The 14314-nt window shown below is 66.8% G+C and carries 11 protein-coding genes; all 11 read left to right on the top strand.

Features of this window, described 5'->3' with window-relative positions; translation table 11 throughout:
- The first annotated feature begins 51 nt into the window (after positions 1 to 51).
- Positions 52 to 780, top strand: a complete 729-nt coding sequence (locus ACT89O_RS23800; RefSeq protein WP_176887534.1) for a TetR/AcrR family transcriptional regulator — start codon at positions 52 to 54, stop codon at positions 778 to 780.
- Positions 777 to 2213: an efflux transporter outer membrane subunit gene (locus ACT89O_RS23795; RefSeq protein WP_487261373.1), complete on the top strand. Its 1437-nt coding sequence runs from the start codon at positions 777 to 779 to the stop codon at positions 2211 to 2213. Before ACT89O_RS23800 ends, ACT89O_RS23795 begins: the two co-directional genes overlap by 4 nt.
- A 72-nt stretch (positions 2214 to 2285) precedes the next feature.
- Positions 2286 to 3485 (top strand): efflux RND transporter periplasmic adaptor subunit, encoded by a 1200-nt coding sequence (locus tag ACT89O_RS23790; RefSeq protein ID WP_487261372.1) that lies wholly within the window; start codon positions 2286 to 2288, stop codon positions 3483 to 3485.
- Positions 3486 to 3497: 12 nt separating this feature from the next.
- On the top strand, positions 3498 to 6605 hold the full coding sequence (locus tag ACT89O_RS23785; protein WP_228897179.1) for an efflux RND transporter permease subunit: 3108 nt from the start codon (positions 3498 to 3500) through the stop codon (positions 6603 to 6605).
- A gap of 92 nt (positions 6606 to 6697) precedes the next feature.
- Positions 6698 to 7903: an HD-GYP domain-containing protein gene (locus ACT89O_RS23780; protein ID WP_176887530.1), complete on the top strand. Its 1206-nt coding sequence runs from the start codon at positions 6698 to 6700 to the stop codon at positions 7901 to 7903.
- A gap of 322 nt (positions 7904 to 8225) precedes the next feature.
- Positions 8226 to 8819 carry a glutathione peroxidase gene (locus tag ACT89O_RS23775; RefSeq protein ID WP_228897181.1) on the top strand — a complete coding sequence of 198 codons (594 nt, stop codon included), beginning with the start codon at positions 8226 to 8228 and terminating at the stop codon, positions 8817 to 8819.
- A gap of 244 nt (positions 8820 to 9063) precedes the next feature.
- Complete coding sequence (locus tag ACT89O_RS23770; protein ID WP_487261371.1) at positions 9064 to 10383, top strand: NAD(P)/FAD-dependent oxidoreductase; 1320 nt, start codon at positions 9064 to 9066, stop codon at positions 10381 to 10383.
- Positions 10380 to 11171, top strand: coding sequence for a DUF1365 domain-containing protein (locus ACT89O_RS23765; RefSeq protein WP_487261370.1), 792 nt, complete (start codon positions 10380 to 10382; stop codon positions 11169 to 11171). Before ACT89O_RS23770 ends, ACT89O_RS23765 begins: the two co-directional genes overlap by 4 nt.
- A 26-nt stretch (positions 11172 to 11197) precedes the next feature.
- The gene (locus ACT89O_RS23760; protein ID WP_121422937.1) at positions 11198 to 12421 is read left to right on the top strand and encodes an SAM-dependent methyltransferase; all 1224 of its coding nucleotides are present in this window, start codon (positions 11198 to 11200) and stop codon (positions 12419 to 12421) included.
- A gap of 89 nt (positions 12422 to 12510) precedes the next feature.
- On the top strand, positions 12511 to 13008 hold the full coding sequence (locus ACT89O_RS23755) for a chalcone isomerase family protein (RefSeq protein ID WP_121421602.1): 498 nt from the start codon (positions 12511 to 12513) through the stop codon (positions 13006 to 13008).
- A complete protein-coding gene (locus tag ACT89O_RS23750) occupies positions 13005 to 14300 on the top strand; it encodes an MFS transporter (protein ID WP_487261369.1) in 1296 nt (431 codons plus the stop codon). The genes ACT89O_RS23755 and ACT89O_RS23750 overlap by 4 nt, the downstream gene beginning before the upstream one ends.
- The last annotated feature ends 14 nt before the right edge of the window (positions 14301 to 14314 follow it).

Below are 14314 nucleotides of genomic sequence, written 5' to 3'. Positions count from 1 at the left end.
GGCATCGCTAATTCAAACGATTGTTTGAATTCTGGTGTGTAATCCGGTGCCATGAGTTTCGGCGCCCATTTCATTCCCGCAGCCCAGCGCACCGCCCGCAGTGACGGAGAAGACACGCGCGTGCGCCTGCTGCGCGCCGCGCTGCAGCTGTTTTCCGAGCGGGGCTTTGCGCAGACCTCGGTGCGTGCCATTGCCGAAGCCGCCGGCACCAACGTGGCGGCGATCGCCTACCATTTTGGCGACAAGGCGCGCCTCTACACAGCCACGTTCTACGAGCCCTTCGGCAGCGGCAGCGACCTCATCCCGGTGTTTGCCGACCCTGCGCTGACCTTGCAGCAGGCGCTGGCCGCCTACTTCGGTGGCTTTCTGGAGCCGCTCAAGCACGATGACCTTGTGACCCAGTCGCTGCGCTTGCATGTGCGCGAGCTGCTGGACCCCACCCATGTGTGGCCCGAGCTCATCGAGCGCGAGTGCCGGGCCCCCCATCTGGCGCTGGTCCAGGTGCTGTGCCGCCACATGGGCGTGGCCGCAGCGGACGACGACATGCATCGCCTCGCCTTCTCGCTGGCCGGGCTGGTTATGCAGATGTGGACCCAGCGCGACCCGCTGCAGGCTATTGCACCGCAGCTGGCGGGGTCTGGGGCTGTGGACGAATGGGTGGACCGGCTGACCGGTTACGCCCTGAGCATGGTGCAGGGCGAGATCGCCAGGCGGCAGGCCGTACAACAGCCCGCGCGCCGCAGTACTTCACGGAATTCGCACAAGGAATCCAACGCATGACTTTGAGCAAGACCCGATTCTTCTGGGCCACCTGCCTGCCCCTGGCCCTGGGCGCCTGTGCCATCACAGCGCCCCCCGCCCAAGTGCCCACCACTCCGCCTGTGGCGTGGCAGGCGCCCTTGCCGCACCAGGGCTCGCTGGGGGATCTGACCCGATGGTGGACGCAGCTGGGCGACCCGCTGCTTGTGGAGTTGATCGACGCGGCCCAGGCCGTCAGCCCCGGTGTGGCGCAGGCCCAATCCCGCATTGCGCAGGCCCGGGCCACGCAGGTGGCCAGCCGCGCCGCCCTGCTGCCGTCGCTCGATGCGCAGGCCAGCGCCAGCCGGGGTTTCAACGAACAGCTTGCAGGCATCGCGACCACGGCGCAGGCCGGGCTGCAGGCGAGCTGGGAGATTGACCTTTTTGGTGCGAACCGCGCGACCAAGACCGCTGCCGATGAGCGGCTGGCGGGCGCACAGGCGCTGTGGCACGAGGCGCGCGTGAGCGTGGCCGCCGAGGTGGCGCAGCAGACGAGCAGCCTGCGCACCTGCCTGGAGCAGCTGCGCGTGGCCGAGCGCGATGCGCAGTCGCGTGGCGAAACCTCGCGCCTGTCAGGTCTTAGCGAACGCGCCGGCTTCACGGCGCCCGCCACGGCTGCCCTGGCCCGTGCCAGTGCCGCCGAAGCGCAGGCGCGTGCATCGCAGCAGCGCATGCAGTGCGACGTGGAGGTCAAGACCCTGGTGGCACTGACCGGGTGGGAGGAGTCGGCGCTGCGGTCGCGCCTGTCCACGCCTGCCGCCGCAGCCCCCGACACCCTGTTCGCCGTCGCCACGCTACCCGCCCAGGTGCTGGCCCAGCGCCCTGATGTGTACAACGCCGAGCGCGAAGTCGCCGCTGCCAGTGCCGAAGTGGGCAGCGCCCAGGCCCAGCGTTACCCGCGCCTGTCTCTCAGCGGCTCGGTGGGCACGGCGTGGGTGCGCAGCGGTGGCGTGACCACCGACCTGAACACCTGGACCATCGGCCCGCTGGCGCTCAGCGTGCCGCTGTTCGATGGTGGCCGGCGCGGCGCGCAGGTGGACTCGGCGCAGGCGCGCTATGACGAAGCCGCCGCGCTCTACCGCGCCAAGGTGCGCCAGGCCGTGAGCGAGGTCGAACAGGCGCTGGTGCGGCTGCAGAGCACGGCCGAGCGCAGCACCAGCGCGCGAACGGCGGCTGCGGGCTATCGCACATCTTTCGATGCCACCGAAGCGCGCTGGCGCGGCGGCCTGGCGAGTCTGGTGGAGCTGGAAGACGCGCGGCGCACGTCCTTGGCGGCCGAGAACGCGCTGATCGCGCTGCAGCATGAACGCCAGGCCGCCTGGGTTGCGCTGTACCGCGCCGCTGGCGGTGGATGGGACGGGCAGACCACCACCACGGCAGCCTCCCCTTCTGCTGCGGCTACCGCCGCACGCTGAATGAAAAACCGGGGGGGTGGGCTGATCGCTCACCCTTTCTCCTGACACCGACTGGATGAACGGATACACACAATGCAAACGCAAGGTTTCAAGATTTCTCTCACGGCCTTCGCCGTCATCGCTGCCTGCGCACTGGCCACCGGTGGCGCCCTGGTGTTCTCCAGCGCATCGCGCGCCGCCGATGAGCCCAAGGCCAGCCAGCCCCGCCCCGCGCTCACCGTGAGCACGGCCCAACCCCAGCGCACCTCGGTGCCGCTGCGCCTGGCGGCCAATGGCAACGTCGCCGCCTGGCAGGAGGCCAGCATTGGCGCCGAGAGCAACGGTCTGCGCCTGACCGACGTGCGTGTGAATGTGGGCGACGTGGTCAAGGCCGGCCAGGTGCTGGCAACTTTCTCTGCCGAAACCGTACAGGCCGATGTGGCCCAGGTCCGAGCCAGCCTGCTCGAAGCCCAGGCCAATGCGGCCGAAGCCGCTGCCAATGCCGACCGGGCCCGCTCGCTGCAGGCCACGGGCGCCTTGAGCCAGCAGCAGATCCAGCAGTACACAACGGCCGAGAAGACCGCGCAGGCTCGCGTGGAGGCGGCCAAGGCCACGCTGAACGCACAGCAGTTGCGTCTCAAGTACACCCAGGTGGTGGCGCCCGACAGCGGCGTGATCTCGGCCCGCACGGCCACCGTGGGCGCGGTGGTGGGCGCGGGCACCGAGCTGTTCCGCATGGTGCGCAAGGGGCGCCTCGAATGGCGCGCCGAAGTCACGTCTACCGAGCTGCGCCGGATTGCGCCGGGCGCCAAGGTCAGCGTGACGGCGGCCAGTGGTGCGGTGGCAGAAGGCACGGTGCGCATGATTGCGCCGACGGTGGACCCGCAGACGCGTAATGCGCTGGTGTACGTTGATCTACCCCTGAACACAGACTTCCGTGCGGGCATGTTCGCGCGTGGTGAGTTCGCGCTGGGCGCCAGCGATGCACTCACCGTGCCACAAGAGGCGCTGGTGGTGCGCGACGGCTTCTCGTACGTGTTTGTGGTGGGTGCCGAGCAGCGTGTGCAAATGCGCAAGGTGCAGACGGGCCGCCGCGTGGCTGACCGGGTCGAGGTGCTCTCGGGTCTGGACGCGAATGCCTCGGTAGCGGTGCGTGGCGCTGGCTTCCTGAACGACGGTGACCTGGTGCGGGTGGTGAGCACGCCGCCCGCCAGCAGCACCTCGCAAGCTCCGGATTTCAAGCAAAAAATGGCTCTAGCGCTTACCAATAAAGCGCAAGCAGCTATCAATTGAGGAGCATTCGACATGAATGTATCCACCTGGTCGATCAAGAACCCCATACCGGCGCTGATGCTGTTTGTGCTGCTGACCTTCGGCGGCCTGCTGTCGTTCAACGCCATGAAGGTGCAGAACTTTCCGGACATTGACCTGCCCACGATCTCCGTGACCGTGGCGCTGCCCGGCGCCTCGCCCGCGCAGCTCGAAAACGATGTGGCGCGCAAGATTGAAAACAGCATCGCCACGCTGCAAGACCTGAAGCACATCTACACCAAGGTGCAGGACGGTGGCGCCACCATCACGGCCGAGTTCCGCCTGGAAAAGCCCACGCAGGAAGCGCTTGACGACGTGCGCTCTGCCGTGGCCCGCGTGCGCGGTGACCTGCCTGGCGACGTGCGCGACCCCATCGTGACCAAGATGGACCTGGCCGCGCAGCCGGTGCTCGCGTTCACCATCGCCTCCACCCGCATGGACGACGAGGCGCTGTCCTGGTTTGTGGACGATGCCGTGGCCAAGAAGCTGCTCACGGTGCGGGGTGTGGGCGCGGTCAACCGCGTGGGCGGTGTGCAGCGTGAGGTGCATGTGTTGCTGGACCCGGTCAAGCTGCAGGCGTTGAACGCTACGGCGGCCGATGTCTCGCGCCAGCTGCGGCTGGTGCAGACCGAAAGTGCCGGTGGCCGCACCGACCTGGGCGGCAGCGAACAGCCTGTACGCACCCTGGCCACGGTGCAGTCGGCGCAGGAGCTCGCAGGGCTCACGCTGGCACTGTCCGACGGCCGCCATGTGCGGCTCGATCAGGTGGCCACGGTGACAGACACGATTGCCGAGCCGCGCGCACTGGCCCTGCTCAACGGTAAGCCCGTGGTGGGCTTCGAGGTTGCGCGCAGCAAGGGCGCGAGCGAGGTGGAAGTCGGCTCTGCGGTGCAGGCGGCCCTCAAGGAAATTCGCGCACAGCACCCCGATCTGGAGATCACCGAAGCTTTCAACTTTGTGCAGCCTGTGCAGGAGGAATACGACGGCTCCATGCACCTGCTGTACGAAGGCGCGTTGCTGGCCGTGCTGGTGGTGTGGCTCTTTTTGCGCGACTGGCGCGCCACGTTCGTGTCGGCTGTGGCGCTGCCGCTGTCGGTGATCCCGGCGTTCATCGGCATGCACTGGCTGGGCTTCTCGATCAACGTGATCACGCTGCTGGCGCTGTCGCTGGTGGTGGGCATTTTGGTGGATGACGCCATCGTGGAAGTGGAGAACATCGTGCGCCACCTGCGCATGGGCAAGACGCCCTACCAGGCGGCCATGGAGGCGGCCGACGAAATTGGCCTGGCCGTGGTGGCCACCACGTTCACACTGATTGCGGTGTTTTTGCCAACCGCGTTCATGAGCGGCATTGCGGGCAAGTTCTTCAAGCAGTTCGGCTGGACGGCGTCGCTGGCGGTCTTTGCCAGCCTGGTGGTGGCGCGGGTGCTGACACCCATGATGGCGGCCTACATCCTCAAACCCATCGTGGATACGCACAAGGACCCGCGCTGGATGACGGTGTACCTGCGCTGGGCGGCCTGGTGCATCAAACACCGCTGGATGACCTTCATTGCCACGGCAGCGTTTTTCATCGGTTCGCTGGCGCTGATCCCGCTGCTGCCCACGGGCTTCATCCCGGCCGATGACAACTCGCAGACCCAGGTCTACCTGGAGCTGCCACCTGGCGCCACGCTGGCCCAGACCCGCGCCGTGGCCGAGGATGCGCGCCAGCGCATCGCCAAGGTGGACCATGTGCAAAGCGTGTACACCACCATCGGTGGGGGCTCGGCCGGTGGCGATCCGTTCATGGGCAGCGCCAATGCCGAAACGCGCAAGGCCACGCTCACCATCTTGCTGGCCGAGCGCGGCGACCGGCCGCGCAAGCAGGGCATCGAGAACCAGATCCGTGCAGCGCTGGAGACGCTGCCGGGCGTGCGCAGCAAGGTGGGCCTGGGGGGCTCTGGCGAGAAGTACGTGCTGGTGCTCTCGGGCGACGACCCGCAGGCGCTGACCTCGGCCGCGCTGGCGGTCGAGAAGGACCTGCGCACCATCCCGGGCCTGGGCAGCATCTCTTCCACCGCCAGCCTGGTGCGCTCCGAGATCGCGGTGCGCCCGGACTTTGCGCGCGCCGCCGACCTGGGGGTGACCAGCAGCGCCATTGCCGAAACGCTGCGCATTGCGACCGTGGGCGACTACGACGTGTCGCTGCCCAAGCTCAACCTGGCCTCGCGCCAGGTGCCCATCGTGGTCAAGCTGCAGGACGACGCGCGCAAGGACCTGTCGCTGCTGGAGCGCCTGTCGGTGCCGGGCAGCAAAGGCCCGGTGATGCTGGGCCAGGTGGCCACGCTGGAGTTCAGCGGCGGACCGGCCGTGGTGGACCGGTATGACCGCGCGCGCAATGTCAACTTTGAGATCGAGTTGTCAGGCCAGCCGCTGGGCGACGTGACGAAGGCGGTCGAAGCGCTGCCCTCCATCCAGAACCTGCCGCCGGGCGTGCGCCAGATCACCATTGGCGATGCCGAGATGATGGGCGAGCTGTTCGCGAGCTTCGGCCTGGCCATGCTGACCGGGGTGTTGTGCATCTACATCGTGCTGGTGCTGCTGTTCAAGGACTTCCTCCACCCGGTGACCATCCTGGCGGCGCTGCCGCTGTCGCTGGGCGGGGCGTTCGTGGGCCTGCTGATCGCGCAAAAGAGCTTCTCGATGCCCTCGCTCATCGGGCTGATCATGCTCATGGGCATTGCCACCAAGAACTCCATCCTGCTGGTGGAATACGCGATCCTGGCGCGGCGCGAGCATGGCATGACGCGCTTTGAGGCACTGATCGACGCTTGCCACAAGCGCGCACGGCCCATCATCATGACCACGCTGGCCATGGGCGCGGGGATGATGCCGATTGCGCTGGGCATTGGTGCGGCGGATGCCAGCTTTCGCTCGCCCATGGCGGTGGCGGTGATTGGCGGGCTGATCACGTCCACGCTGCTGAGCCTGCTGGTCATCCCCGCCGTGTTCACGGGGGTGGATGATCTGGGGCAGTGGTTTGGTCGCATGCTGCGGCGCTTGCGAGGTGCCCACCCCGTGCCCGCCCCAGAGGCGCCCGCTACACCCCCAGCGGGATGATGGAGACCGGTGGTTGCTTGAAAAAGCAGGCAATCCCCGGGGTTGCCCCGGCTTAGCCGGGCGTGTGGCCGTTAGATAATGTAACGACCACCATGAACCTCGTCAGCCTGAACATCGAATCCATCCAGCTGGGCCACCCTCTGCCGTTTGTGCTGCGGGGTGCTGATGGCGTGTTGCTGGCGCAAAAAGGCTATGTCATCCGTACTCGGGAAGAGCTGGCCAAGATGGTGGGCCGGGGGCGGCAACTGTGTGTGGATACCGATGAGTCCGGTGACAGCCACCGGGCCTACCTCGCGCAATTGCAGCGCATGCTGATCGCCGACACCAACCTGGGTGAAATTGCCGCGATGAAGATGACGGCGGCCGACGACGCAGGAGGGCGGGGCCGCACTGGCAAGACGCTGCCTGACTGGCCCGAACTGCAGTTGCGTGCCACGCAGTTGCTGCGTGCACCTTCGCCCGCTGATTTTGGCGGGCGCTTCCAGACGCTGCACGACGAGCTGGCCCGCCACTGCGAGCAGACGCCCGACGCGACGCTGCTGGGCCTGATTTACCTGTCTGCGCAGGAAACGCGCATGTACAGCGCCACGCATTCGATGCTGGTGTGCTGTGTGTGCATGGTGGTGGCGCGCGAGATGCTGCGCTGGCCCGCCTCCCGCGTGCAGCAGCTGGGCCACGCGGCGCTCTCCATGAACATAGCCATGTCCGAGCTGCAGGACCAGCTGGCCCAGCAGACCCATCCGCTCACCGCCCAGCAGATTGCGGCGGTCGAGAGCCACGCGGAGCGTTCCGAGGCGCTGCTGCGCACGCTTGGCGTGGCCGACCCGGTGTGGCTGGAGGCGGTGCGCTGCCACCACCACCGCACCCCCGGCCCGCTGGCCAAGAAGACGGAACCCCAGCAAATGGCCCGCCTGCTGCAGCGTGCCGACATTTTTGGCGCCCGCATGGCACCTCGCGCGGCCCGGTTGCCCATGCCCGTCACGGCGGCCATGCAGGCCAGCTACTACGACGAAGAGCACCAAGTGGACGAGGCTGGTGCCGCGCTCGTCAAGACCCTGGGTGTATACCCGCCCGGGGCCTTCGTGCGGCTGGCCAGCCAGGAGGTGGGCGTGGTCGTTCGCCGGGGCACCACGGCCACCACGCCCAAGGTGGCGGTGGTGACCAACCGTGACGGCATGCCCACGGGCGAGCCCATTCCGCGTGACACCGGCATGCCCCCCTGGAAGGTCACGGGCGTGGTGGCTTTCAAGGACGTGAGAGTCAAGCTCTCGCTGGACCGCCTGCTCAACCTGGTCTGACCCCGCGCCGGGCTGCGGGCGCATCCCCCCACCTGCAGCGGGTGGGCTGGCACAGGCCCACGCCACCCAACGGCGCCCAGCGCCACTGGCGGGCAGCTTGTGCCCAGAATTCTCCCTCTCTTGCCACCACGACGGCAAACCTTCAGCCGTGCGACGCCTGTCGCCCCGTTCCCGTGCGCGCCCGCAATACCCCTTTCTTTTGCAGGACTTTGAATCCGAGCGGTTCGCATTCCCGTAAACCAATCAGTCCAAATAAAAACTCATGTGGACAAAAAATGATGGAATGGTTAAATTGCCCATATCCACTGCGATCCCAAGTCCTATGAACACCTCTAACAGACGCTTTCTTTCGGCCGCCAGCCTTCTGCTGCTGGTCGCAGTGGCGGTCGGCTATGCCCCCCCGGTCCGCGCGGCGGGTTCCGAAAGCTGCCCGGCCACGCTGCAGCACACGTTTGCGAGGTTGCAGGACGAAAAGCCTCAGTCGCTGTGCCAGTACAGCGGCAAAGTGGTGCTGGTGGTGAACACGGCCAGCTTCTGTGGCTTTACGGGCCAGTACAAGGGGTTGGAGGAGCTGTACGCCCGCTACAAAGACAAGGGCCTGGTGGTGCTGGGCTTCCCGTCCAACGACTTTGCCCAGGAAAAAGGCAGCAACAAGGAGATTGCTGACTTCTGCGAAAACACGTTCGGCGTGAAATTTCCGATGTTTGCCAAGAGCAGCGTGAAGGGCCCCGAGGCTTCGCCGTTGTTCCAGCAACTGGCGCAGCTGTCGGGCACAGCGCCGCGCTGGAACTTCCATAAATACCTGCTAGGCCGCGACGGCAAGCTGGTGGACAGCTACTCCAGCCTGACCGCCCCAGACAACAAAGGCCTGGTGCGGGCCATCGAACAACAGCTGAACCAGCCTGTGCCCCGGTGACCGCCATGACTTCTTTACATTTCTTGAAAAAAAATACAGTGAGCCTCTGGAACTTCGCCAGCGTGACCCCACTCTATCCATTGCGCAAGACGATTGCGCAGCGTACAGTTTTAACGTTGCGAAGCCTTTCGGGCCCCCGGGTTCCGACTGACCTCCTGGAGCGCTTCTCCTCCCTCCCTCTCTTATTCGTTTCGGGACGCTTCGCAACCTTTTTATTCCGTGCACCGGCCAGAGGGAGCCGGTCATGAAAATCGCCATCATCGGCTCCGGCATCTCGGGGCTCTCGGTCGCGCACCAGCTGCGCGGCCAGGCGGACATCACACTGTTTGAGGCTGGCGACTACTTCGGCGGGCACACCCACACCGTCGATGTCACGCTACCCGATGCCTCGGGTACCCCCGTCACCCACGGGGTGGACACCGGCTTTCTGGTGTTCAACGAGCGCACCTACCCGCACCTGATCCGCCTGCTGGCCGAGTTGGGCGTGGAGACCGCCAAATCCGACATGTCGTTCTCGGTGCAGGTGCCGGGCGCCCTGAGCGGCCCTGGCGGCGGCCGCGCGCTGGAATGGAGCGGCACCAACCTCAGCACCGTGTTTGCCCAGCGCTCCAACCTGGTCAACCCGCGCTTTCTGGGCATGCTGCGCGACCTGCTGCGCTTCAACAAGCTTTGCACGCGCATTGCCGAAAAGCAGGCCGAGGCCGCGCTGATGCAGCCCCTGGGAGACTTCTTGCGCGAGCACCGCTTTGGCGACGCGTTCCGCGACTGGTACTTCTTGCCCATGCTGGGTTGCATCTGGAGCTGTCCCACCGACCAGATGCTGAAATTCCCCGTGGCCACCATGATCCGGTTCTGCCACAACCACGGCCTCATCCAGGTGAGCAACCGCCCGCAGTGGTGGACGGTGTCTGGCGGTGCTCGCCACTACGTGGACAAGATCGTGGCGGGCATCGCCGACAAGCGCCTGAACACCCCCGTGCGCCGCATCGAGCGTGACGCCGCCGGGGTGCGCGTGGTGACCGCAGGCCACACCGAACACTTTGACAAGGTGGTGCTGGCCACCCATTCGGACCAGTCGCTCGCCCTGCTGGCACAGCCCACGCCGCACGAGCGCGCGGTGCTGGGTTCCATTCGCTACCAGGCCAACCGCGCCGTGCTGCACACCGATACGTCCGTACTGCCCGAGCGCCGCGCTGCCTGGGCCGCGTGGAACTACGAACGTGCCCCGCAGCGCAGCCGCGAGTCGGCCCGCGTGTGCCTGCACTACCTCATCAACCAGCTGCAGCCCGTGCCCTTTGCCCAGCCGGTGGTGGTGTCGCTCAACCCGGTGCGCGACATTGCACCCGAACAAGTGATCGGCAGCTACGAATACGCCCACCCGGTGTTCGACATGGCCGCCATCCGCGCGCAGCAGCAGGTGGGCAAGCTGCAAGGGCAGCAGCACACCTGGTTCTGCGGTGCCTGGACGGGCTACGGCTTCCACGAAGACGGGCTGAAATCCGGCCTAGCCGTGGCCGAGCAACTGTGTGCGGCCCTGCCAGCGCCTTTGGCGGAGGCTGCGTGAGCCACGCCCCGGCCCCACCCGCAGCGCCCCTCATTGGCTTCGGCCAGGTGCGCCACACGCGGCTGCGGCCCCGGCGGCATGCGTTCGCCTACCCCACGTTTTTTCTGATGCTGCCCATGCGCAGCCTGCCCGGCCTGGGCAGCGCGCTGGCGGTGAACCGGCGTGGCGCCATCAGCTTCCATGACATGGACCACGGCGACGGCCGCAGTGCCGCGCAGGGCGGTGCGCTGGCTTGGCTCGATGAGCTGCTGCGCACCGAAGGCGTCACCGACGCCACGGGCGAGGTCTGGTTGCACTGCTATCCGCGCGTGCTGGGCTACACCTTCAAGCCCGTGAGCTTCTGGTACTGCCACCGTGCCGACGGCCACCTGCGCGCCATCGTGGTGGAGGTCAACAACACCTTTGGCGAGCGCCACTGCTACCTGCTGGATGCGCCGCAGTACGGTGTGGAACAGAAGGCGCGCAAGGTGTTCCATGTGTCGCCATTTTGTGAGGTGAGCGGCGGCTACCGCTTCCGCTTCATGCGCACCGAGGTCGGCGCACAGGATGCAGGCCGCACCGTGGTGCGCATCGACCACGACGACGACACCGGCCCGCTCATCCAGACCAGCGTGAGCGGCACCCTCCAGCCCATCACCCCCCAAACCCTGCGCCAGGCGCTCTGGGGCTACCCCGCGATGACGCTGGCCATCATTGCCCGCATTCACTGGCACGCGCTGCAGCTGTGGCTCAAGCGCGTGCGTTTCCACCGCAAGCCCGAGGCGCCTGCATCCATCGTGACCCGCTGAATTCCATGACGAACGAGAACGCCGCCATGAACTCCACCACCGCCCCCCGCACCGCCCTGGCCCTGCCCGCAGGCACCCCCGCTGCCGCCCGCACGGCGCTCAAGCTGCTGCAGCGTCTGCAGCATGGCCACCTCACGGTGCAGCTGCCCGACGGCACGCTGCAGCACTTCGGCCACGGTGATGGCCCCTCGGCGGCCATCACGCTCAAGAACTGGAACGTGTGCAGTGCCGCACTCCGGTCGGGCGACATCGGCTTTGCCGAGAGCTACATCGCGGGCGACTGGACCACGCCGCACCTCACCGACCTGCTCAAGCTCTTCATCGCCAACCGCCAGCAGGTGGAAGGCGTGATCTACGGCACCTGGGCCGGGCGTCTGCTGTATCGCATCAAACACCTGCTCAACCGCAACACACGCGCCAACAGCCAGAAGAACATCCACGCCCACTACGACCTGGGCAACGCGTTCTACGAACTCTGGCTGGACGACACGATGAACTATTCGTCCGCCTGGTTCGAGGGCGATGCAGGCGGCGACATGCGCAAAGCCCAGCACGCCAAGGTGCGCCGCGCGCTGCGCATGGCGGGGGTGCAGCCAAATTCCCGGGTGCTGGAAATTGGCTGTGGCTGGGGCGCGCTGGCCGAGATGGCGACCGTGGAATTCGGCGCCCACCTGACGGGAGTGACACTCTCCACCGAGCAGCTCGCATTCGCGCAAAAGCGCATGGCACAGCAGGGGGTGGCCGAGCACGCCGACCTGCGCCTGCAGGACTACCGTGACATCCAGGACGGCCCGTACGACGCCATCTGCTCCATCGAGATGGTCGAGGCCGTGGGCCGCGAATACTGGCCCACCTACTTCCAGTCGGTGAACCGCCTGCTCAAGCCAGGTGGCAAGGCCTGCATCCAGAGCATCGTGATCGACGACAGCCTGTTCGAGCGCTACATCAGTTCCACGGATTTCATCCAGCAGTACATCTTCCCCGGAGGCTGCCTGCCGTGTCCGCGCGAGTTCCGCCGAGAGGCCGAGGCGGCAGGCCTGCGCGTGGTCGACGAGTTTGCGTTTGGCCAGGACTACGCCGAAACCCTCAAGCGCTGGCGCGAGCGCTTTCTGGCGCAGCGCACGCAAATCCTGCAGCTGGGGTTTGACCAGCGCTTCCTGCACATCTGGGAGTTCTACCTGGCGTACTGCGAAGCGGCATTTGCGATGAGCAACATCGACCTGGTGCAGTACACGCTGGCGAAGGATTGAATGCTATGAAAAACATAGCTATTACCGCTTTATGGATAAGCGCTGGAGCCTTTTTTCATTCAAATTCCGCTATCGCGCAGGCCGTGCCAATGGCCCAGGCGGCAGAGTCGGCCACCGCCACGCCCCTGTCAGGCGTGCGCCTGGCGGGCCAGGGCGTGCTCCGGTTTCTGGGCTTCGAGATCTACCGCGCCCGCCTGTGGGTGCAGCCCGGCTTTGACGCAGACAACTACGGCGCCCAGCCGCTGGCGCTGGAGCTGACCTACCACCGCGACTTCACGGCCGAGGCCATCGCCAAACGCTCACTGGAAGAGATGCGCCGCGTGGGCAGCTTCACGCCCCAACAGGCCACGCGCTGGCAGCAGGCGCTGCAGGCCGCGTTGCCGGATGTGAAGTCGGGCGACCGCCTGCTGGGCATTCACCAGCCGGGCGTGGGTGCGGTGTTCAAGATGGCGGGGCGTGTCGTCGGTGAGGTGCCGGACGCCGAGTTCTCGCGCCTGTTCTTTGGCATCTGGCTGTCTCCGCAGACCTCCGAACCCGGGCTGCGCCAGGAATTGCTGGCCGCCACCCGCACTGCAGGCCAACCATGACCTCCACGCAGCCCATCCGCGCCAGCGCAGGCCTGGCCTATGGGCTGCTGGGCTTGCCGCTGGCGTTTGTGGCGCTGCCGCTGTATGTGCTGCTGCCCAACCACTACGCGCGCGAGTTCGGCATGCCACTGGCCACGCTGGGCGCTGTGCTACTGGCCGCGCGGCTGTTCGATGCGTTCACCGACCCGCTGCTGGGTCGCCTGGCCGACCACCTGTTTGGCCGCTCGGTGCGCGCCGTGCTGGCGGTGGGCGCGGTGTCGGCGGCGGTGCTGGCACTGGGGCTGAGCAGCCTGTTCTTTCCCTTGGTGCGCGGGGCCGATGCGCTGGTCGCCTGGGCGCTGGTGGCATTGCTCATCACTTACACCGCCTACAGCCAGCTCAGCATCGCACACCAGTCCTGGGGCGCACGCCTGGGCGGTGATGAGCTGCAGCGTGGCCGCATCGTGGCCTGGCGCGAGGGTGCTGCACTGGTCGGCGTGGTACTGGCATCGGTGCTGCCCGCGCTGCTGGGCCTGCCGGTGATGCTCAGTGTGTTTGCCATCACCCTGCTGCTAGGCTGGTGGGCCTGGACCAGAGCCCCGCGCCCCGCAGCGCATGCGGGTGTCGCCGTGGCCGGTGTGTACCGCCCCCCGCAGCGCGCCAGCCTGTGGCGGCCCTGGGGCCGCCCTGCCTTCCGCCGCCTGCTGGCGGTGTTCATGCTCAACGGCATTGCCAGCGCCATACCGGCCACGCTGGTGCTGTTTTTTATTCAGGACCGGCTGCAGGCCCCAACCGCGCAGGAGCCCATGTTCCTCGCGGCCTATTTCGTGTGCGCTGCGCTGTCCATCCCGCTGTGGCTGCGTGCCGTGGCGCGCTGGGGCCTGGCGCGCACCTGGTTGGCGGGCATGCTGCTGGCGATTGCCGTGTTTGTGTGGACTGCGTTTCTGGGCGCGGGTGATGTGGTGCCGTTCCTCGTCGTCTGTGCGCTGTCCGGCGTGGCCCTGGGCACCGATCTGGCCCTGCCCAGCGCCTTGCTGGCTGGCGTGATTGCCGCCGAGGGCGACAGCGGCCAGCACGAGGGCGCGTACTTTGGCTGGTGGAACTTTGCCACCAAGCTCAACCTGGCACTGGCGGCAGGCCTGGCGCTGCCCCTGCTGGGATGGCTGGGCTACAGCCCCGGAACGCGCAGCGATGACGGTTTGCAGACCCTCGGCCTGGCCTATGCAGTGCTGCCCTGCGTGCTCAAGTTCACCGCTGCGGCCGCGCTCTATCTCCTCATCCTGCGCCGCCCGCGTGGCGCGGCGACTGTCTGAATTCGAACCGACCA

It is taken from the genome of Acidovorax sp. NN32, from assembly GCF_057597245.1.
The sequence above is the reverse complement of the archived record's forward strand: the minus strand, read 5'-3'. Positions and strand labels throughout refer to the sequence as shown.

What these genes read in the sequence shown, in the direction of transcription:
- ACT89O_RS23800 (WP_176887534.1), top strand. Translation starts at nt 52, where the DNA reads ATGAGTTTCGGCGCCCATTTCATTCCCGCAGCCCAGCGCACCGCCCGC.
- ACT89O_RS23795 (WP_487261373.1), top strand. Translation starts at nt 777, where the DNA reads ATGACTTTGAGCAAGACCCGATTCTTCTGGGCCACCTGCCTGCCCCTG.
- ACT89O_RS23790 (WP_487261372.1), top strand. Translation starts at nt 2,286, where the DNA reads ATGCAAACGCAAGGTTTCAAGATTTCTCTCACGGCCTTCGCCGTCATC.
- ACT89O_RS23785 (WP_228897179.1), top strand. Translation starts at nt 3,498, where the DNA reads ATGAATGTATCCACCTGGTCGATCAAGAACCCCATACCGGCGCTGATG.
- ACT89O_RS23780 (WP_176887530.1), top strand. Translation starts at nt 6,698, where the DNA reads ATGAACCTCGTCAGCCTGAACATCGAATCCATCCAGCTGGGCCACCCT.
- ACT89O_RS23775 (WP_228897181.1), top strand. Translation starts at nt 8,226, where the DNA reads ATGAACACCTCTAACAGACGCTTTCTTTCGGCCGCCAGCCTTCTGCTG.
- ACT89O_RS23770 (WP_487261371.1), top strand. Translation starts at nt 9,064, where the DNA reads ATGAAAATCGCCATCATCGGCTCCGGCATCTCGGGGCTCTCGGTCGCG.
- ACT89O_RS23760 (WP_121422937.1), top strand. Translation starts at nt 11,198, where the DNA reads ATGAACTCCACCACCGCCCCCCGCACCGCCCTGGCCCTGCCCGCAGGC.
- ACT89O_RS23755 (WP_121421602.1), top strand. Translation starts at nt 12,511, where the DNA reads ATGGCCCAGGCGGCAGAGTCGGCCACCGCCACGCCCCTGTCAGGCGTG.
- ACT89O_RS23750 (WP_487261369.1), top strand. Translation starts at nt 13,005, where the DNA reads ATGACCTCCACGCAGCCCATCCGCGCCAGCGCAGGCCTGGCCTATGGG.